Source organism: Microcoleus sp. S28C3, assembly GCF_036700785.1.
GTDB lineage: Bacteria > Cyanobacteriota > Cyanobacteriia > Cyanobacteriales > Microcoleaceae > Microcoleus > Microcoleus asticus.
Map to the genome: position 1 here is coordinate 1 of NZ_JAUBPO010000101.1, position 18,909 is coordinate 18,909.

An 18,909-nucleotide genomic window follows, 5' to 3' on the forward strand; every position below is an offset into this window, starting at 1 on the left:
GCTGCAATGAATGATGAATACATGATGCTTCTTCTCAAATCCTTTTGTCAAGACTGATTGAGATGCTCTTACCCTGGGTACCAAAAGAATCATTTATGAAGAATTAGGAGTGTCTGAATATTGGGTAGTAGACGTACAAAAAGCGCAAGTTATTCCTTTCAAAATAATTGCTAACCGGGGAAGCGAACGGCTGACGGAATCTCAAGTTTTGCCGGGGCTAAAAGTTGCTTTATTAGAGGAAGGTTTGCGCCGCAGTCGCCAGACAGACAATACAGAAGTAGGCAACTGGTTGTTAGAGGAAGTTCGCGGGAATCCTCAATAGTGCGATCGACTGCATTCTTTTGTTTAACTGGAGGGTAGAAACCCGGTTTCTACGAGTTTTGTGAACAGGAACGAGAAATATAGGAAGAAACCGGGTTTCTGAGGTCTGCGTGTGTTCAGGACACGGCAATGCCATGTCCCGCGCTTGAATCGTTGACAATCGATCCGATAATTGCTATAGCATAATAGAATCAAAAAGTTAATAGCAAAAGTCGGTAAAAATGCCTTATTTAACAGCAGCAAACGACATCAAAGCACTCATCGCTAAATTTTCCCAAGCTAAAATCCTGTGGGTGGATACAGAAATAGCAGACTATAAATCCAACCCCAGATTATCTCTGATTCAGGTGTTAGCTGACTCCACAGATTCGACGGGAGATGCCACTTTTCTACTAGATGTCTTGGATAAACCTGAATTGGCAAAAGATTTCATCAACCAAATCATGGTCAATCCAAATATTGAAAAAGTCTTGCACAACGCCAGCTATGACATCCGATTTCTAGGCAATGACGACGCTCAAAATGTCACTTGCACATTGAAAATGGCGAGAAAGATTCCAGCTTACATTCTGCCCTTACCTAATCGACAACTCAAAACTTTAATAGAAACACTTTGCGGCATTGCTTATGTAGATAAAACAGAACAAAGCGGCGATTGGGCAAAGCGTCCCCTGACCCAGAAGCAGCTAGAATATGCCAAGATGGACGCGGTTTATTTAGCTGGAGTGCATCGCCGCCTGCTAGAAATCCTTGCCCAATGTTACCCCGAACCCGCAACAGAAAACTTGACAGCATTGGGCGAAAAATATCAGGAAATAGAATCTCAGTGGAAGCCGCTAGATTCAGAAATCGCTGAAGTGAAAGAACGCATTAAAGCAGGGATGCTAGCCCAAAAGCTCAAAGACAGTTCTTATTTTGAGCTTTCCAGTTCGATAACGATGAAAGTAGATTTTCTCACGCTGGCCAGACTGACGCAAACAGAGGGAATTGAGTTAAATTTTCCGGTAACGCTGACGAAAGAAATTCAAAAACAGTTAGGGGAACTCATCGCCGATCCATCTTTGGAAGTTGAGGAAATTGCTAGTTGGCGGCTGAATTCTAATGTACAGCAACGGCGAAAATCTACTAAGAAAATTGCGCCGGAACCGGCTATCGAGGATTTAACAGCATTGGGGGAAAGGTACAAAGAAATTTTGCCTGAATGGAAGTTGCTGGATTCTGAAGTTGAGCATCTGAAAGAGCGCATTAAAAAAGCAATGTTGGTGCAAAATAAGGAAAATATTCCCGATTTTAAGTTATCCAGTTCCTCGATTTTGAAGGTAGATTTTGCTAGCTTGGCAAAACTTGCGCTATCGGTGGGAGTTGAGTTAGATTTTATGGTGACGCTGACTCAATACATCCAAAAGCGGTTAGGGGAAGCGATTAACAAAATTGATGTGCAAATTGAGTATATTACCAGTTGGCGGATGACGGCTAAGACTGTGCAAGATGAAGATGAAGAAATTCCGTTTTAACTATTAAAATATCACGTTTACTCTCATTTTTTTGTGTTCTCTGGGGGCTGGGAGGGTGACAAAAAGGTCTAGGAACAAAAATGTAAAGCCGTGCTAGAAGCACGGGGTTTCCACCCACAATTTTCGATGAGCAGTCAGTAACTCTGTTATGGTTGGGGGTTGATCTCTGCCATCCGATCGCAACCTGTCGTGATGAGTTGGGTCTGGTTTAAGGGGCGGTTAGCCAGACCCAGAGACTAAAACTGGACTCAGCGACCCGTCAAAAGCTGTAACTTTTCGGGATACCGAGCCCCTTGCACCGCGATCTTGGAGGCGGTGTCATCAATGTCACGCAGATCGTCGGGCGTGAGTTCGACTGAAACTGCCCCGATGTTTTCGTCCAAGCGATGCAGCTTGGTCGTACCTGGAATGGGTACGATCCACGGCTTCTGAGCCAGCAGCCAGGCAAGTGCGATCTGAGCGGGCGTTGCCTGCTTCCGTTCTGCAATACTGCCAAGCAGATCGATCAGGGCTTGATTCGCCTTGAGAGCCTCCGGTGTGAAGCGAGGCAGAGTGCTGCGAAAGTCGGAGTTGTCAAAGGTCGCGTTTTCGTCGATCTTGCCCGTGAGGAAGCCTTTGCCCAGCGGGCTGTACGGGACAAGTCCGATGCCAAGTTCCTCAAGGGTCGGTATCACTTCCGCTTCAGGCTTTCTCCACCACAGCGAGTATTCGCTCTGAAGAGCCGTGACAGGTACAACGGCATGGGCGCGGCGAATCGTTTGCACTCCCGCTTCAGAGAGCCCGAAATGCTTCACCTTACCTTCCTGAATTAACTCCTTGACTGCTCCGGCCACGTCTTCAATTGGCACGTTCGGGTCAACCCGGTGCTGATAGAGTAGGTCGATCGCCTCCACCTTTAGTCGCTTGAGCGAACCCTCCACGGCCTGCTTGATGTGCTCCGGTCGGCTATTGAGTCCGGGTGAACCCTTCATGCCACGAGGATCGGAATTCGGACTGATGTCGAACCCGAATTTGGTGGCGATTACCACTTGGTCGCGGAAGGGAGCGAGGGCTTCACCCACCAGTTCTTCGTTTAAGTACGGGCCGTAGACTTCGGCGGTGTCAAAGAATGTTATTCCGCGATCGACCGCAGCCCCCAGAAGAGCAGTCATCTCCTGTTTGTCTTTGGGTGGGCCATAGGAAAAGCTCATACCCATGCAGCCCAGCCCGATCGCCGAAACTTCTAAATTGCTGTTTCCAAGTTTACGTTTTTGCATGATGTTTCTCCTTATATTGGTGGTTTCAAATCGGCTCAGTCATGGATCTTTCTGGTACCCAACGCTTTCACAATGGCGGGATCGCGATGGTCAAAGAAGGCGCTTTGCTTGCTGTCCAGCGTCGCAACTGCATCCATGTCGTCGGCGCTTAGCTCGAAGTCGAAAACGTTGAAGTTTTCGGACATCCGTTCCTTGCGAACCGACTTGGGAATCGCCACCACACCGCGTTGCGTCAGCCAGCGCAGGATCACCTGAGCCACGCTTTTGCCGTATTTTCCAGCAATAGACAGCAAAACGTCGTTGTGGAAGATGTTGTTTTTGCCTTCGGCGAACGGCCCCCATGATTCGATCTGGACGTTGTTTTCCTTCAAGAACTTCTGGGTTTCGATCTGCTGGTGGAAGGGGTGGGTTTCGATCTGATTAACTGCTGGAACCACTTCGTTATGAACGATAAGGTCTATGAGCCGGTCGGGATAGAAGTTGCTGACACCGATGGCTTTGATGCGACCATCTCGATACAACTCTTGCATTGCCCGCCACGCGCCGTAAACGTCGCCATAAGGCTGGTGGATCAGATACAAGTCGAGGTAATCCAATCTCAGCTTGTCCAACGATCGTTGGAAAGCCTGCTTGGTACTTTCGTAGCCGGCATCCTGAATCCAGAGCTTGGTGGTAACGAAAATCTCGTCTCGCGCCACGCAACTCTTTTGGATGGCTTTGCCGACGGTTTCTTCGTTGCCGTAAGAAGCCGCCGTGTCAATCAGACGGTAGCCGATTTCAATCGCGTCCGACACGCTTCTTTCGCACTCTTCCAGATCGGTCATTTGGAAGACACCGAATCCCAAAATGGGCATTTCTAACCCGTTGTTCAAGACAACCTTCTGCATAATTCCTCCTTTTACCGCAGCGCGGTCTGATACCGGCGAGAATGGCAGCCGTAGTTCAGTCCTGTATAGCTAAGGTCAAAAACCGAGACTTCCAGATTACTGTTGCCAAGTTTGCGCTTTTGCATTGTTACTCCTTCGAGGTTCCACCTCGGTTATTCAGATTTAAGGGATGCCATATCGATACAGAAGCGGTACTTTACATCGGACTTGAGCAGGCGATCGTAAGCTTCGTTGACCTTCTGGATGGGGATGACTTCAACATCGGCGGTGATGTTGTGTTCACCGCAAAAATCGAGCATTTCCTGGGTTTCGGCAATGCCGCCGATGTTAGAACCGGAGAGATTGCGCCGCCCCATAATCAGGCTGAATGCCGAGATCTCCAGGGGCTTTTCGGGTGCGCCAACCAGGGTGATGTTACCGTCGAGGCGGAGCAGGTTGAGATAGGCGTTGATGTCGTGCTTGGCTGAAACGGTGTCGAGGATGAAATCGAAGCTGCCAGCGTGCTTTTGCATTTCGTCGGCATTGCGGGAGACCACGACTTCGTGGGCACCGAGGCGGAGCGCATCTTCAGTCTTACCGGGCGAGGTGGTGAAGACGACGACGTGGGCTCCGAATGCACGGGCGAACTTCACGCCCATGTGGCCTAGCCCGCCGAGACCAACCACGCCGACCTTATTGCCCTTGGTGACTCCCCAGTGGCGCAGGGGCGAATAGGTTGTGATACCGGCGCACAGGAGCGGCGCGACTCCAGCGAGATCGAGGTTGGTGGGAACTCGCAGAACGAAGCGTTCATCGACGACGATGCTATCGGAGTAACCACCATAGGTGACACCTCCAAGGTGCTTGTCCGGGGAGTTGTAGGTGAGGGTCAGGTTCGGGCAGAACTGTTCAAGTCCAGTTTTGCAATTGGGACAGGTTCCATCCGAATCAACCATGCAGCCGACTCCTGCCAGATCGCCAGGCTTGTACTTCGTCACTGCCGAGCCAACCTGAGTGACCCGTCCCACCATCTCATGACCGGGAACGATCGGGTAGACCGTGCCGCCGCCCCACTCGTTTCGCACCATGTGGAGGTCAGAATGGCAGATGCCGCAGAAGAGGATTTCGATTTGTACGTCGTGTTCGGTTAGGTCGCGCCGCGCGATCGTGTCGGAGGCCAGCGGTGATGTTGCACTGGCTGCGGAATAAGCTTTCGTGTTGTACATAAATTGATGCCTCTATTGGTTTACGTTTGGTGCCTGGTATTGTTCGTCGCTAACCTGTTCCATATGAGTCATCGCCGTTGGCGGTGAAGGTGACGATGGCGACAATGCTTTGTTGTCGTCGTGCGTTTAGGGTTCGATCGGGTTGGCGTCGAACATCACTGCACCGTTTGGCCGCCATCGATGACCATGGCGTGGCCGATCATAAAGGCAGCCGCGTCGGAGCACAGCCAGAGGACAGCCTCCGCGATCTCCTCGGGCTTGCCCATCCGTCCGACCGGCTCCTCGGCAATCACCTTGGCGCGCCCTTCGTCCGTGTCGCCGGTGAAGCGACCCATCATCGGGGTGTCGATGTAGCCGGGACAGACGGCGTTGACGCGGATGTTCTGCGCGGCGTAGTCGAGGGCCGCTGCCTTGGTCAGTCCGATCACGCCATGTTTCGCGGCGGTGTAGGCGGGGCTGCCCTTGATGCCGATGATTCCTGCGCCCGAGGACGTGTTGACGATCGCGCCGCCTCCCTGCTTGAGGATCAGCGGGATCTCGTGCTTCATGCACAGGAAAACGCCGCGGAGGTTGATGTCGATAATCCGGTTCCACTCCTCCTCCTCGTACTCCGCGGTCGGAGCTGCCTTCCTCGGCTCGATTCCCGCGTTGTTGAAGGCGAAGTCGAGCCGCCCGAAAGCCTCAACGGTCTTGTCCAGAGCTGCCTTCACGTCCTCGGTTCGCGTCACGTCGCACCTGACGGCGATCGCCCGACCGCCGAGTTCTTCGATCGTGCGAACTGTTTCTTGATTGCCCTGTTCTGAGATGTCAGCGACCACCACGCTGGCACCTTCACGGGCAAACGCCAGCGCCGCAGCTCGACCGATGCCGCTCGCTCCTCCGGTCACAAATGCAACCTTTCCTGTGTAGCTGCCATTCTCGTTCGTTGTCATTTTTTACTCCTTTGCGTGTTCGCCATTAGGGAAGTCTTTATTGGAACTTCCTTTTCTTACTCGATCGGCTCCACTGTTGCTTTTACAGAGCCAGGTACATTGAATGCTTCTACGCCAGCATCGATCTTGCCGATCGCGATGATGCCGGGGTCAGGGATTGGTTGTTCGTCGTGGCGATAATAAATAGCCACATCAGGACCGGGAGACCAGTAAATGATGTCTCCAACTTCATAGGTTTTGGTTCGCTCACCCTCCTGCGAAATTGCTCTCGGCAGGCGGGCAAACTTTTCTCTTCCAAACAAATCGTTCATCGTCAGCGTTAATGGCAGCAGGGAAACAAAATCCCGAGTGGTTTTACTGTCGATCAACGTGGCTGTAACGGCTTTGTCTCCGACCTTGATGTTTATCTTCATACTGTTTGCCTGCTGGGTTGATATTTCAGTCGGCATTTTCGACGAGGCACTGCTAGGCATCCTGTTGTCGGCACGGCAGGCTGAGTAACTCAGGGACATCGTTAGGGCGAGAACCAAAATCAGCATTCTCTTCTGGCAGTTTTTCCCCTTGACGGGAAACCATTTCAAAAGCATTAAGCTCTTCCTTCGTACTGCTCGTCGCTGACCTGTTCCAGCCAGTCCACGGGTTTGCCGTCGAGCCATTCCTGAATGGCGATGTGCGTCATTGCCGTGGTTGCCGTGGCACCATGCCAATGTTTCTCACCCGGCTCGAACCAGATCGCATCCCCCGGACGAATTTGCTCGATCGAGCCGCCCCAGCGTTGTGCAAGACCGCAGCCAGCCGTGACAATTAGGGTCTGTCCCAACGGGTGGGTGTGCCATGCTGTCCGAGCACCAGGCTCGAACGTGACGCTGGCACCAGACGTGCGTGCTGGTTCGTGCGCCTCGAACAGGGGGTCAATGCGGACAGTGCCGGTAAAATACTCAGCCAGTCCTTTGGCCGAAGGCTGTGAGCCACTTCGTTTAATGTCCATTTCTTAATTCCTTCACTTGATGCCATTTCGGTGGCTGTCCCAATCGTAGAAATTGAGCACTTATTGCTTCTCTATCAATAGGGATGGATTTTTTAATAAGCAAGGTTAGCTTTGATGGCATTTTGGTTGTCACTCAGCAGGTTTCTTGCCCAATCAAAACTGAGTTTTCTCTTGTATAAAAGTCCAGAATGCTTACAATTCGCCGGAACCGTTTTTCATTGCTTTAGCTTCATTCTAAGAATCCTCAAGGGCAAGCAATAGAACGATCGTCTAAGATTGTTGTACAATCCTGCAAACTTAGAAATGAACGCTGCCAAAACGACTGAAAAGTCCGCTAGGTCGTTCATTAACGACCAGCAGGCTCTTCGCGAGGCAGATAGAGCGCAACCCCACAGAAACGAACTGACGAATAGCCTATTGCACAGGCTATTCGTCAGGATGGGACAATTGAGCCGCTGAAATGATTGCACTTCAACCGATCCTCCTCACCTTCGGAATGCGTTGATAGTGTCTCTATCCTTGCCTTTTTTGTCATTGCTGAGGGCAGCAAAGAAGCCCTTCTGGGCAGCGCGATCGCGCTTCAGTACGACCCGATGTATTATCTGCTGGCTACGATCGAACTGACGTGAGTTTATTGGATGTGCCTCTGTTGGATGCTGGCTATACCTCTTCATTCCTAGTTTCAACCGAACTCAGCGCCGCTTTGAGGGTATGCCAAGCCAAAGTTGCACACTTAACCCGCATCGGGTATCGGGAAACACCTTGCATGATATTGAGTTTCTCCAAGGGAGGCTCAAACTGAGTATTTCCCGCTGCCATCTCGCGGAACTGTTCTACCATTAAAAGCACCTGTGAAATAGTTTTACCTTTGATAGCGATCGCCATTAAGTCAGCAGAAGCAAGGCACAAAGCACAACCTGCACCTTCAAATTTAATGTCGGCAATTTTACTTTCTGCTTCATCTAGTAGCAGCGTTAAATCAACCACATCACCGCAATAGGGATTTTCTCCTCGGTGTTGACGGTGTACTGGGTTAGTTTTTCCTTTGTTTTGCGGGTTTCTGGCGTGTGTCAAAATTACTTGTTGGTAAATTTGGCGATCGTTAGTTTTCATAATTTATTCACTCTTTAAAATTGTTTAATAGCAACTGCTTGTAATCGTCCGGGGTATCAATATCAATCGCAGCTTCTGGTATTAGCAGAATCACTCCTGTATCTATATATTTTTGTATTAATGCTTTTGCACCTTTATCTCCTTCAAGCTGCATCAGTTCTGGAAATAAGGCATTGCTAAACAGGGCAGGTACGCCCGTAGTTTCGTTATACTTTGAGGCAACAATTACTTTTTGCGTTTCTTGATAATACTGAATCAATTGATTGAAAATCTGGGGAGAAACTAGCGGCTGATCTGCAAGTGAGATGATAACTGCATCAAGTTTAGAGTTAGTTTTCAGTAGCATACTAATACCAGCGCGAATAGAAGAAGACATTCCCTCTTGCCATTGGGCGTTCTCTACAACTTGCACTGCCTTTGGCATTAGTTCCGGTTTAATTTGTTCTGCATAAGCTCCCAGGACTACTACGATAGGTTGGCACAGAGAAGCTAAGGCAACTTCAACCGCATGGAGTATCAGGCTGCGTCCTTGATAAGAAAGCAATTGTTTTGGTCTTCCCATGCGGGTTGCAGATCCAGCAGCAAGAATAATTAGACCAATTTTAAATACCATACCCAAGTTTTGAATTTTTGATTATTAATAACATACTCGAATTAGCCATTAATTTTTTGATTATTGACTATTGATTGAATGATGAATTGGTACAGTGCGATTTCTTAAAAAACCACCTTGATGCTTTGCTGTTACTGCTTGAATTTCAGCGATAATCGCCAGAGCAATCTCTTCGGAATTATCTGCCCCAATGTCGAGTCCCACCGGACTATATAAATTTTGTTGCTGTTGTGGAGTGGGGATAACTCCTTCTTCTTGTAGTTCTTGCAATAATCGGGCTGTTCTTTTCTTAGGGCCAAGTACACCTAAGTATTTTAAGCATGAAGGCAATAACACTCTCAGCAATTCCAGGTCGTCTAAATAATTATGAGTCATAACTACAGCAACAGTACGCTCATCTATCTCGATTTTTTTTAATACATCCTCAGGAGAACAAAATTTAACTCGATCGGCTTCTTGAAAACGCTTTCGGCTTGCTTCCCGTTGGCGGTGATCGACTACAGTAATATGCCATCCTAACTGTTTGCCAAAGCGAACAACGGGAAGAACGTCATACCCAGCACCCAAAATTACCAGCGACAGCGGCGGCCCAATGACTTGAATAAAAACTTCAACTTTCCCGCCTATTAACTGATATTGTTTCCCTACCGAGGTTTTGTGTAGAAGTGCTGCTTGGGTATCCCTTAAAACCGCTGCTGCTAATTCCTCATCGCTGATGTGGTTGATGATATCTGAATTTAGTAGCAAGCGATCGCCTATTTGAGATTTGCTTTCACCCTCTATATTAAATACAGTTGCAATAGCACTCTCAAACCGAGTATCAAGGCATTTGTGGACAAAACTAATTTGGTTCGGCTCGTTTACTGGCAATGATTCAATCAAAACATAAGCAATGCCTTGACAGCCAAGCCCCAATCCCCAAATTAAATCTTCCTCGGAAGTGGAGTCATACTTAACCACACAGGGACTACCAGTGTGCATTACCTGCTGTGCTTTCTCAAATACATCACTTTCCAAACAGCCACCGCTAATTGCACCTACTATCAAGCCATCTGCACTCATCAACATTCGCGCACCAGGACGGCGATAAGTTGAACCTTCCACTTTAACTAAAGTTGCCAAGGCTAGCTTTTTCGTCGTGTCTTTTACTTGCTCTAAAGCAGCCTTAATATCGTGTAGTTCTTTCATTGCTCAGCCTAAAAATTTTTGTATCTCACTGTTTAAGTTTGATGATAAGGACTTCAGCATAGGGGACGATATAACGATACTTGCAAGTTATTGTACAATCCTGCAAAATTCTTCTTCTAAACTAATCATGGGACGAGCCTGTAAAGCTTTGGTTTGATGACTTTTAACTTACTTGCTTGTCCCTTTCTTATCCCGAACTCACGTTACATATAAATCGCACGGCTCAGACGAACCCCGAAATCGGCATCCGGATTTGTCGTGGCGTCACCAAGCCGCTCTTGCATTACTGCAACTGCTAAGTCCCGGCGCTTTGGCGATCGCGATGCGTCGGCAGATGCCAGCGCTGCCGCCATTTGTTCGCGCGCGAGATCGGTGCAATAGCAGGGCGTGCCTGGTTGCTGACGCCACGAATCGGCGAGCGTGCCCGCGTCGAAAGCATCAAGCCCGGTGTCTTCGACGAGGGCCATCGCCACGGAGCGATCGTTCTCGCGGTCAGCAGCCACAGGGAGGGCGATACGGCCAGGGCTTCCAGCAGGCTTGCCCTTGGTGGCGAAGGAGCCAGACCCGATCGCGTTCCACGCCTTGGCGATCGGCCGGCCTAGCTGTTCGGCCACCCAAAGGCTCTCAACCTGCCCGGCCTCGATGGCATCTATCTTGTCATCGCGGTGGGGATAGTAATTCGACGTGTCGATGACGACTGTCTCGGCTGGTAGGTTGGCGATTAGCGGCGCGATTGTGGGAATGCGGTTGAGAGGGATCGAGAGGATCACCGCGTCAACGTCCTCCACAGCTTGGGCTGTCGAGACCGCGCGTGCGCCCAAAGCCAGCACATCGGCCTCGATCGTCTCAGGGCCGCGAGAGTTGGCCACCTTCACGTCATGTCCGGCTGCACTGAGTTTGCGTGCCAAAGTCTTCCCGATATGGCCAGTGCCTAAGATTCCGATGTTCATTTTCTGCGTCTTATCCATGATAAATAATCCTTTTACGGAGTTGTTTGACGGGGTATTGCCAGCCCGTTCAACGTGTCGCGAAGCTCGGCAAGGTCTTCATCGGAGAGACGGCAGGCCGTCTCAATCTTTTCAGGGATCGAGCACGCTGCCTCGCGGAGTGCCTCGCCCGCTTCTGTCAGCTCGATAAGAACGCGGCGTTCGTCCTGTTGGTCGCGGGTGCGCGTCACCAACCCCGCGTTCTCAAGGCGCTTTAAGAGGGGCGTCAAGGTCCCGTTATCCATACCGAGTTCTTGCCCTACTTCCCCAACAGTGCGCGGGGTGCCCTCGTAGAGAGCCAGCATGACCAGAAACTGAGGATAGGTCAGGCCCAAAGGCTCAAGAAAGGGCCTATGAAGCCGAATGACCCGGTTCGACGCACTATAGAGGGCAAACGAAAGCTGCCTCCCCACCTGTCGCCGTTGGTTGATGTTCGAGTTGTTATCCATTTAAAAATCCAGTCAACTACTATTATATAGCGCACTACATAATAGTTCAATACCTATAATTAACTTTTTTCTGGACCAGTCTTGCACCCATTCCCATGCGTTGCACCAAGGCGAGGGTACCAAGATTGTTCCACACTGCCCACCGTTGCCAGCGCACACCGTTCCCCCTGAGGTTCGCGTTTGCGATCGCCTCGACTACCCCTGCCACTTCAATCAACAAATGACCTAACTCACAGCAGCTTGTCCGGCGTAATCGGCAGGTCCCTGATGCGTTTGCCCGTGGCATGAAAAACAGCGTTGGCGATCGCCGCCGGGATGCCCACCATGCCGAGTTCGCCCATGCCCTTGACACCAAGCGGATTGACGACTTTATCCTCCTCCTCAACGAATATCGTTTCGATCTCCAAGACATCGGCATTAACCGGCACGTGATAGTGCTGCAAATTCGGGTTCATAATCCGCCCGTAGCGGTGGTCGATTTCAGTCGCCTCTTGCAGCGCCATACCAATGCCCCAGACAACGCCGCCGATTTCCTGGCTGTGCGAGGCCTTGGGATTCATAATCTTGCCGCAAGCAGTCACTTCAATGGCGCGCGTAACGTGGACAGTCCCCACATCCGGATCGACCTTCACTTCAACGAACTGCGCGCCGTGCGCCAACGTCGCATACTTCTCGCGCTCCTCTGAGGGACGCGACTCGAATGTTTCCGTGATTGCGGTGAGACCATTACGCTTCATCACTGCGGAGATGTTGACGGAACGATCCGGGTCGCTTATTAGTCGCAGTTGCCCGTCGAGCATCTCGACATCGGAGGAGGCTGCCCCCTTGAGCGGAGAATTCGGTTCCTGGTTCGCGAGGGCGAGCAACTTCGTGCCGATCGCCAGAGCCGCCCCGCGCACCGCCGAGCCGACGCTCGCCGTCGTCCAAGAGCCCCCCTGCGACGGTGCCCGAGGGAACTTCGTGTCGCCGAGTTCAAATTTCACCTGCTCCAACTTCAGCCCCAGATACTCGGCAGCGATCATTGTCATCACCGTGTAGGTGCCAGGTCCGATGTCGCTGGTCGCACTTGCGACTTTGGCCGTGCCGTCCACCTGCAGCGTGACGAGGGCGGCAGCAGGCATCTGGAAAGCGCCCCAGACGCCGGTCGCCATTCCCCAACCCACGAGCAGGCGTCCGTCACGCATCGATCGGGGCTCGGACTTGCGATTCTTCCAACCGAATTTTTCCGCGCCCAGCCGGTAGCACTCCCGCAACGCCTTGCTCGAAAATGGCTTGCCGCTCTCGGGGTCTACTTCGGCATAGTTGATCAGCCGAAGTTCGAGCGGGTCGATCGCCAGCGCGTAGGCCAGCTCGTCCATCGCGCATTCGAGCGCGAACATACCGCTAACGGCCCCCGGTGCGCGCATCCAGGTCGGGGTGGAGAGATCCGTGTTGGTAATCTTCAGCGGCGCGTAGAGATTCTGGCACGCATAGACTTGGCGCGTGAAACCCGTGGTGTTGTCTGAGAACTCCTCGATGGTGGAGGTGTTGTGCACGGCTTCATGAATCATCGCCGAGAGCTTTCCCGATCGCTCCGCGCCGAGGGCGATCTTCTGAATCGTGTGCGGACGATAACCGTGGCCAGTAAACATTTGCGTGCGCGTATAGACAACCTTGACTGGGCGCTTGAGTTCGCGGGCTGCCATCGCTGTCAGCGCCGGATAATAGTTCGGGCGCAGCGACGATCCAAAGGCCCCGCCGACGAAGGGCGAGACTACACTCACGTTTTCCTCCGGCACGCCGAAGCTAGAAGCCAAGTGTGTGCGGACGCTATAGACCCCCTGTGTCTTGTCGAAGACCGTTAGCTTGTCGCCTTCCCAGACCGCGATCGCTGCGTGTGGCTCCATGGGGTTGTGGTGCTCGATCGGGATGCGGTACTCGGCCTCTACCTTCACTGCCGCTGCGCGCATCGCCTCTTCGGGATTACCGCGCCGCTTCGGAGGCGGCTCTTTAGTGGGGACGCGCGCGATCGAGCGCCCCGCCTCAGTGTCGGTCATGTGCTGCTGTGAGTTGTAGGAGACTTTAACGAGACGAGCGGCATAACGTGCCTGCTCGTATGTCTCGGCGACGACGAGTGCCACGGGCTGCATATTGAAGAAGATTTTGTCGGACTGGAGCGCCCGAAACGACTTGTCTTCCTCCTCGGTGGCGCGGGGCGGGGACTGCTCCGTGGAAGACTTCGGACCAAGCTTGGGTGCGTTCAGGTGCGTGAAGACGCGAATTACGCCTGCTGCGCCTTCAGCCTCGCGCGTGTCGATCGATTTAATCGTGCCCTTTGCTACAGTTCCCAGCACGATAAAACCGTAAGCGAGATTGGGAACCTGGAATTCCGCCGCGTATTTAGCCTTGCCCGTAACTTTGGCTGCGCCGTCCACGCGGCTCATTTCTTTTCCGATGTATCTTGCCATTTCGTTTCTCCTCCCTAATATCAAATCCGCCCTTCATCGTCCTGTATTCATCTCTCTTTTCTCTTCCTCTGCGTTCTCTGCGTTCTCTGCGGTTTAATCATTCCAATCCAACCGGAATTGATATAATTAGGCCGCACCGCTCGTCAACGCTTGCTGCAAAGCCAGAACAATGGCGCGTTTTCCGAGTTCGACTTTATAACCGTTATGTTCAAGCGGTTTCGCATCTTTCAGAGCCGCTTCGGCAGCAGCCTGAAAAGTTGTTTCCGTCGCAGGTTTTCCGATCAGAACTCTTTCGGCTTCGGGCGAACGCCAAGGTTTATGCGCGACGCTGCCCAAAACAACGCGTGCCTGTTTGATGGTGTTGCCGCTTGTTTCTAAAGCAGCAGCCACGGAAAGCAGTGCGAAAGCATAGGAAGCCCGATCGCGAACTTTTAGGTAATAAGACTTATTGGCGAAATTATTCTTCGGCATTTCGATCGCCACGATCAATTCCCCATGCTGAAGATTGTTATCTTTTTCAGGCGTGTTACCGGGCAAGCGATGAAAATCCTCGAGGGGGATTGTGCGTTCTTGCCCGTTCGTGCCGCGAATCCTCACTACCGCGTCCAGCGCATAAAGGGCATTCGCCATATCGCCCGGGTAAGTCGCCACGCATTGGTCGCTGTAGCCAAAAATGGCATGAATGCGATTGATCCCCTGAAGCGCTCCGCATCCGCTGCCGGGATCGCGTTTGTTGCAGGGCATAGCGATGTCGTAAAAATACTGGCAACGGGTGCGCTGCATTAAATTTCCCCCGTTAGTCGCCATATTGCGAAGCTGCGCAGAGGCACCGGCTAAAATTGCCATTGACAGAAGCGGGTAATTTTGCCGGATCAGCGGATGGTTGGCCGTGTCGGTATTTTTGGCTAAGGCGCCGATCGAAATTCCGTTCGAGGTCGATCGAATCTCCGCCAGATTCAAACCTGAGATATCAACAACTTCGCTGGGACGCTCGACGTATTCTTTCATCAAATCAATTAGATTTGTCCCGCCTGCGAGAAACTTTGCCGTTTGATTAGCGGAAACGGTGCCAACGGCGCTTGCCGCATCGGTGGCGCTGGAATATTTAAACGATTGCATCGGCTTTGCCCTCCTCGTTTAATAATGCAACGGCAATTTCTTCATCGCTGGCAAAATGCCAAGCCTGGGCTGTTTCGCGCCCGGACTGAACTTCTCTGATTGCCGCAACGATTCCCGGATACGCGCCGCAACGGCAAATGTTGCCGCTCATGCGTTCTCTGATTTCTTCATCAGAGAGTGCTACATTCTGCGTGTTCGTCCGCAAATTGTTAGTGACGTGACTCGCGTCGCCGTTTTTGGCTTCCTCCAGCAGCGCCACCGCCGAACATATCTGCCCCGGCGTGCAGTAGCCGCACTGGAAGCCGTCGTGTTTGATGAACGCCGCCTGCATCGGATGAAGATTGTCGCCGTCAGCGATCCCTTCGATGGTCGTCACTTCTTTGCCCTCGCAGCTTGCGGCAAGTGTCAGACAAGAAAGCACGCGGCGCCCGTCAACGATCACGGTACAAGCGCCGCACTGTCCTTGATCGCATCCTTTTTTAGTGCCGGTCAATCCAAGTGTTTCGCGCAGGGCATCGAGCAGCGCCGTGCGCGAATCCACTTCCAGCCGTTGGGTCGAGCCGTTGATTTTCAAAAGAACCTTAACGGCGTTTTCAACCCCAGCGGTCTGGGCGAACACCGCGTCGGGCGAAGCGGCAAGCGTGGCAAAGACCTCCTCTTTAGCCAGCAGGTGGAAGGCGAAGGTGCCAAGTGCCGCAGCCATGCTCCGCCCCAAGAATTTTCGTCGAGCAGCACCGGTAATACCGAGTTGGTCGAGCAGTGTTTCTTCGTCCGCGCTGAGCTGCGAATCGCTCTCGGTTGAACTGAAATCTTTCCGTTCTTGATTATCGTCCATGATTCTCCTTGCAAAATTCTCAAACAATCCCTGGACAAGTGTTTGTTTTTCGCGCCGACTCTTCTAACGCTCTGCACCCACCGCAGGCGCTTCTGTGCAATATTTATTTACAACCTGTCCCAATTTGCAGGTATCTCGGCGGCCACCCGTATTGAACCAATATCATCCACTCCAAGCTAAAGAGGATCGAGCCCCGGCTATATGTTCTTCCTTTCCAGTTAGCAAGGCGAATAAGGCGTATTCCACGGGATGAGCATTCCAGAGTTCTATGATGTGTTCCTTCATATAAGACCATACGATCCCACCAGCAGTTTGGTAATGATCGAGTACATCCTGGAGAACTTGCTCACCGAAGATGGCATAGAAACAGACGAAATCCTTGGCAGGATCGCTTACCGCAGCTTCTGTCCAATCGATTAGTCCCATCAAATTTCCGTCTTTGTCCACAAGCGTATGACCGGGGTGAAAGTCTCCGTGAATCAAAGCCGAATGCTGAGGCCACAAGGCATCATTGGCAATCCAGTCCTGCCAACGTGCCCAGCGTGTATCAGAAACACCAAGCAGTTCTCTGGTCTTCTCCATATTCTCTGCCATAGATTGCCGCACTCGATCGACTGTTTGAACTCGGATACTGAATTTTTTCACTACCTCAATGTGTGTTCTGTGGAGTTGTGCCAGTGTTTTTGCCACCGAAGAAATGTATACAGCAGGCGGAGACTTCGGATCGATGTACCATACATAATCGCCGATATCTGGATCTATGGTTCCGGCAGGAATTCCCTTTAATAGCGGATAGGCAACGAGTTCATCCGAAACAATTTTCCAGACGGGAACGCTCACATCGACTTGGCTTTTAACCAGTTCAAGAACTTCTCTTTCATAATACATACGCTCAAGAACATCAAGTCTTCTGGGAAATCGCAATACCCATTTGCTATTATCCTCTTTGGCAGTAGCAAACGTAGTTATGAAGTCCATTCCGGATTTGTTAATATTTAAGTTGTCTGCGTCCAAAATGAAGCCATTTTTGTCGGCGATGCTAAGTATTGTCCTGATTTGGTAGTCTTCACTAACAGATTTAGTCATTTTAAATTCGCTCCTTCACGAGCATTGGCTAACATCTATATCAGGCGTTCACCTCTAATTAGCCCAACGTAACATCAATATATAGCCGCACTACACCAAAGGGCTAGAATGTGAAATCAAGGGCGACATTATTGGATTCTACGTTGTTAGAATGACGACCCTGGCGCACTGTACTGCTCGTCGCTGACCTGTTCCATCCAGTCGGTACTCTTGCCGTCGAGCTGTTCCACGATCGCGATATGCGTCATCGCAGTGTTTGGCGAGGCTCCGTGCCAGTGTTTCTGACCGGGCGGAATCCGAACGACATCTCCTGGTCGGATCTCCTCGATCGGGCCACCCCAGCGCTGCACCCGCCCGACACCTGCTGTCACGATCAATATCTGACCGAGCGGATGGGTGTGCCATGCCGATCGAGCACCAGGCTCAAACGTAAAGTTGGCGCCAAACGTGTTTGCTGGAGCGATCGCCTCGAACAGAGGATCGACCCGCACCGAACCTGTGAAGTTTTCGGCTGGCCCCTTCCGCGAGGGCACAGAGCCGCTTCGCGTGATGTTGATTGTCTGCGAATCTTGTATTGGCGCGGTCTGGGGAACACCGGACCCCTCGGCGGTTCCTGCCGGATTTGCTTGGGCCGAGGCCGAAGCGAGCAGAGAAAGCGATAGGACCGTTGCGGTGAGCAGTTTCATCGTTTGAATTCCTTTGGCTACCCCCAATTGTAGAGATAGAGCACGCGATCGCCTGCTCTATCAATAGGGATGAATTTTTTAAGAAGCAAGGTTCGCCTTGATGCCCTTTTGGTTGTCAGTAGGCGAATCTCTTGCCCAATCAAAACTGAGTTTACTCTTGTATAAAAATCCAGAATGCTTATAAGAAGCCGAAATGGTTTTTCATTGCTTTGGCTTCATTTTAAGAATCCTCAACGGCAAGCAATAGAACGATCGTCTAAGATTGTTGTACAATCCTGCAAACTTAGAAATGAACGCTGCCAAACCGAGTGAAAAGCCCGATATGGAGTTAATGAACGACCAGCAGGCAAAGCGCTTTGCAGACAGAGCGCAAGCCCACAGAGACGAACTAACTGAGCGGATTGCAGGGGCGATCCGTCATGATGGGATGATTGAGCCGCTGAAAGGATTGTACTTCAACCGCTCCTCCTCACCTTCGGAATGCGTTCATAGTGTCTCTATCCCTGCCTTTTGTGCGATCGCTCAGGGCAGCAAAGAAGTGCTTCTGGGCTGCGATCGCTATCAGTACGACCCGATGAATTATTTGCTGGCTACGATCGAAATGCCGATTGCCAGCCAAATTCTTGAAGCGTCTAAGGCGCAACCGTACCTTAGCCTTCGCCTCGATCTCGACCCCACACTTGTCGGTTCAGTCATGGTTGAGGCGGGCGAGCCCTCACCGCAAAGGGGTGCTGATGTGAAAGCGATTGACGTAAGTCCGTTGGATGCAAATCTTTTGGACGCTGTGGTGCGGCTCGTCAGGCTTCTAGATTCCCCTGCTGAAGCTAATGTTCTCGCACCATTGATTAAGCGGGAAATCATTTACCGACTCCTGATGGGAGAGCAAGGTGGTCGGCTGCGTCATATTGCTGTTCTGGGTGGCTCTACCCACCAAATTGCTAGAGCAGTCGATCGACTTCGTAAAGACTTTAACCAGCCGCTTCGGATTGAAAGCATCGCACGAGAGCTGGGAATGAGTGTATCGAGCTTCCACCATCACTTCAAGTCTGTCACTGCCATGAGTCCTTTGCAGTTCCAGAAGCAACTGCGGCTGCAGGAAGCTCGCCGTCTGATGCTGGGCCAAAACCTTGACGCTACCAGTGCAGCCTACCGTGTGGGTTATGACGATTCCTCGCACTTCAACCGAGAGTACAAGCGGCTCTTTGGTATACCACCGATGCGCGATGTGGAGCGGCTGCGAGAAGCTGCTAGGGAGATTGCGAGTTCAACATAGTCCAGACTTCA

General features: G+C 51.5%; 20 protein-coding genes. 4 read left to right on the forward strand and 16 right to left on the reverse strand.

The window, feature by feature from the left end; translation table 11 throughout:
• Positions 1–73: 73 nt before the first annotated feature.
• Together QUA13_RS25050 and QUA13_RS25055 are read left to right on the forward strand one after the other, a co-directional pair.
• Entirely contained in the window at positions 74–322 is a 249-nt protein-coding gene (locus tag QUA13_RS25050) for a Uma2 family endonuclease (RefSeq protein WP_333202971.1), read from the forward strand.
• A 220-nt stretch (positions 323–542) separates the two neighbouring features.
• Positions 543–1,835 (forward strand): ribonuclease D, encoded by a 1,293-nt coding sequence (locus QUA13_RS25055; protein WP_333202929.1) that lies wholly within the window; start codon positions 543–545, stop codon positions 1,833–1,835.
• 248 nt (positions 1,836–2,083) lie between these two features.
• Here QUA13_RS25055 and QUA13_RS25060 read toward each other — a convergent pair whose 3' ends face one another.
• From QUA13_RS25060 to QUA13_RS25085, 6 genes are all read right to left on the reverse strand, one after another.
• On the reverse strand, positions 2,084–3,091 hold the full coding sequence (locus tag QUA13_RS25060) for an aldo/keto reductase (protein ID WP_333202931.1): 1,008 nt from the start codon (positions 3,089–3,091) through the stop codon (positions 2,084–2,086).
• 35 nt (positions 3,092–3,126) lie between these two features.
• Positions 3,127–3,978 carry an aldo/keto reductase gene (locus tag QUA13_RS25065; protein WP_333202933.1) on the reverse strand — a complete coding sequence of 284 codons (852 nt, stop codon included), beginning with the start codon at positions 3,976–3,978 and terminating at the stop codon, positions 3,127–3,129.
• Positions 3,979–4,130: 152 nt separating this feature from the next.
• Positions 4,131–5,183 (reverse strand): NAD(P)-dependent alcohol dehydrogenase, encoded by a 1,053-nt coding sequence (locus QUA13_RS25070; protein WP_333202935.1) that lies wholly within the window; start codon positions 5,181–5,183, stop codon positions 4,131–4,133.
• 155 nt (positions 5,184–5,338) lie between these two features.
• Positions 5,339–6,115 carry an SDR family oxidoreductase gene (locus tag QUA13_RS25075; RefSeq protein ID WP_333202936.1) on the reverse strand — a complete coding sequence of 259 codons (777 nt, stop codon included), beginning with the start codon at positions 6,113–6,115 and terminating at the stop codon, positions 5,339–5,341.
• Positions 6,116–6,171: 56 nt separating this feature from the next.
• The gene (locus QUA13_RS25080) at positions 6,172–6,702 is read right to left on the reverse strand and encodes a cyclophilin-like fold protein (RefSeq protein WP_333202937.1); all 531 of its coding nucleotides are present in this window, start codon (positions 6,700–6,702) and stop codon (positions 6,172–6,174) included.
• Positions 6,702–7,103 (reverse strand): (R)-mandelonitrile lyase, encoded by a 402-nt coding sequence (locus QUA13_RS25085; RefSeq protein WP_333202939.1) that lies wholly within the window; start codon positions 7,101–7,103, stop codon positions 6,702–6,704. The genes QUA13_RS25080 and QUA13_RS25085 overlap by 1 nt, the downstream gene beginning before the upstream one ends.
• Before the next feature lie 464 nt (positions 7,104–7,567).
• Between QUA13_RS25085 and QUA13_RS25090 the strand changes: the two genes are divergently transcribed.
• Positions 7,568–7,732 carry an AraC family transcriptional regulator N-terminal domain-containing protein gene (locus QUA13_RS25090; protein WP_333202941.1) on the forward strand — a complete coding sequence of 55 codons (165 nt, stop codon included), beginning with the start codon at positions 7,568–7,570 and terminating at the stop codon, positions 7,730–7,732.
• Between the two features lie 31 nt (positions 7,733–7,763).
• Here QUA13_RS25090 and sufU read toward each other — a convergent pair whose 3' ends face one another.
• From sufU to QUA13_RS25140, 10 genes are all read right to left on the reverse strand, one after another.
• Complete coding sequence (gene sufU, locus QUA13_RS25095; protein ID WP_333202943.1) at positions 7,764–8,216, reverse strand: Fe-S cluster assembly sulfur transfer protein SufU; 453 nt, start codon at positions 8,214–8,216, stop codon at positions 7,764–7,766.
• A 7-nt stretch (positions 8,217–8,223) separates the two neighbouring features.
• Entirely contained in the window at positions 8,224–8,829 is a 606-nt protein-coding gene (locus QUA13_RS25100) for a nucleotidyltransferase family protein (protein ID WP_333202945.1), read from the reverse strand.
• 60 nt (positions 8,830–8,889) lie between these two features.
• Positions 8,890–10,017, reverse strand: coding sequence for an XdhC family protein (locus QUA13_RS25105; protein ID WP_333202947.1), 1,128 nt, complete (start codon positions 10,015–10,017; stop codon positions 8,890–8,892).
• Between the two features lie 203 nt (positions 10,018–10,220).
• Complete coding sequence (locus QUA13_RS25110) at positions 10,221–10,985, reverse strand: NAD(P)-binding domain-containing protein (protein WP_333202949.1); 765 nt, start codon at positions 10,983–10,985, stop codon at positions 10,221–10,223.
• 14 nt (positions 10,986–10,999) lie between these two features.
• The gene (locus tag QUA13_RS25115) at positions 11,000–11,452 is read right to left on the reverse strand and encodes a MarR family transcriptional regulator (RefSeq protein ID WP_333202951.1); all 453 of its coding nucleotides are present in this window, start codon (positions 11,450–11,452) and stop codon (positions 11,000–11,002) included.
• Between the two features lie 230 nt (positions 11,453–11,682).
• Complete coding sequence (locus tag QUA13_RS25120; protein WP_333202952.1) at positions 11,683–13,899, reverse strand: xanthine dehydrogenase family protein molybdopterin-binding subunit; 2,217 nt, start codon at positions 13,897–13,899, stop codon at positions 11,683–11,685.
• A 126-nt stretch (positions 13,900–14,025) separates the two neighbouring features.
• Positions 14,026–15,018, reverse strand: a complete 993-nt coding sequence (locus QUA13_RS25125; protein ID WP_333202954.1) for a xanthine dehydrogenase family protein subunit M — start codon at positions 15,016–15,018, stop codon at positions 14,026–14,028.
• The gene (locus QUA13_RS25130) at positions 15,005–15,853 is read right to left on the reverse strand and encodes a 2Fe-2S iron-sulfur cluster-binding protein (RefSeq protein ID WP_333202956.1); all 849 of its coding nucleotides are present in this window, start codon (positions 15,851–15,853) and stop codon (positions 15,005–15,007) included. The genes QUA13_RS25125 and QUA13_RS25130 overlap by 14 nt, the downstream gene beginning before the upstream one ends.
• A 162-nt stretch (positions 15,854–16,015) precedes the next feature.
• On the reverse strand, positions 16,016–16,939 hold the full coding sequence (locus QUA13_RS25135; RefSeq protein WP_333202958.1) for a macrolide 2'-phosphotransferase: 924 nt from the start codon (positions 16,937–16,939) through the stop codon (positions 16,016–16,018).
• A 146-nt stretch (positions 16,940–17,085) separates the two neighbouring features.
• Positions 17,086–17,625 (reverse strand): (R)-mandelonitrile lyase, encoded by a 540-nt coding sequence (locus tag QUA13_RS25140; protein ID WP_333202960.1) that lies wholly within the window; start codon positions 17,623–17,625, stop codon positions 17,086–17,088.
• 289 nt (positions 17,626–17,914) lie between these two features.
• On the opposite strand from QUA13_RS25140, the gene QUA13_RS25145 reads away from it, so the two are divergent.
• Positions 17,915–18,898 (forward strand): AraC family transcriptional regulator, encoded by a 984-nt coding sequence (locus QUA13_RS25145; protein WP_333202962.1) that lies wholly within the window; start codon positions 17,915–17,917, stop codon positions 18,896–18,898.
• Positions 18,899–18,909 lie beyond the last annotated feature (11 nt).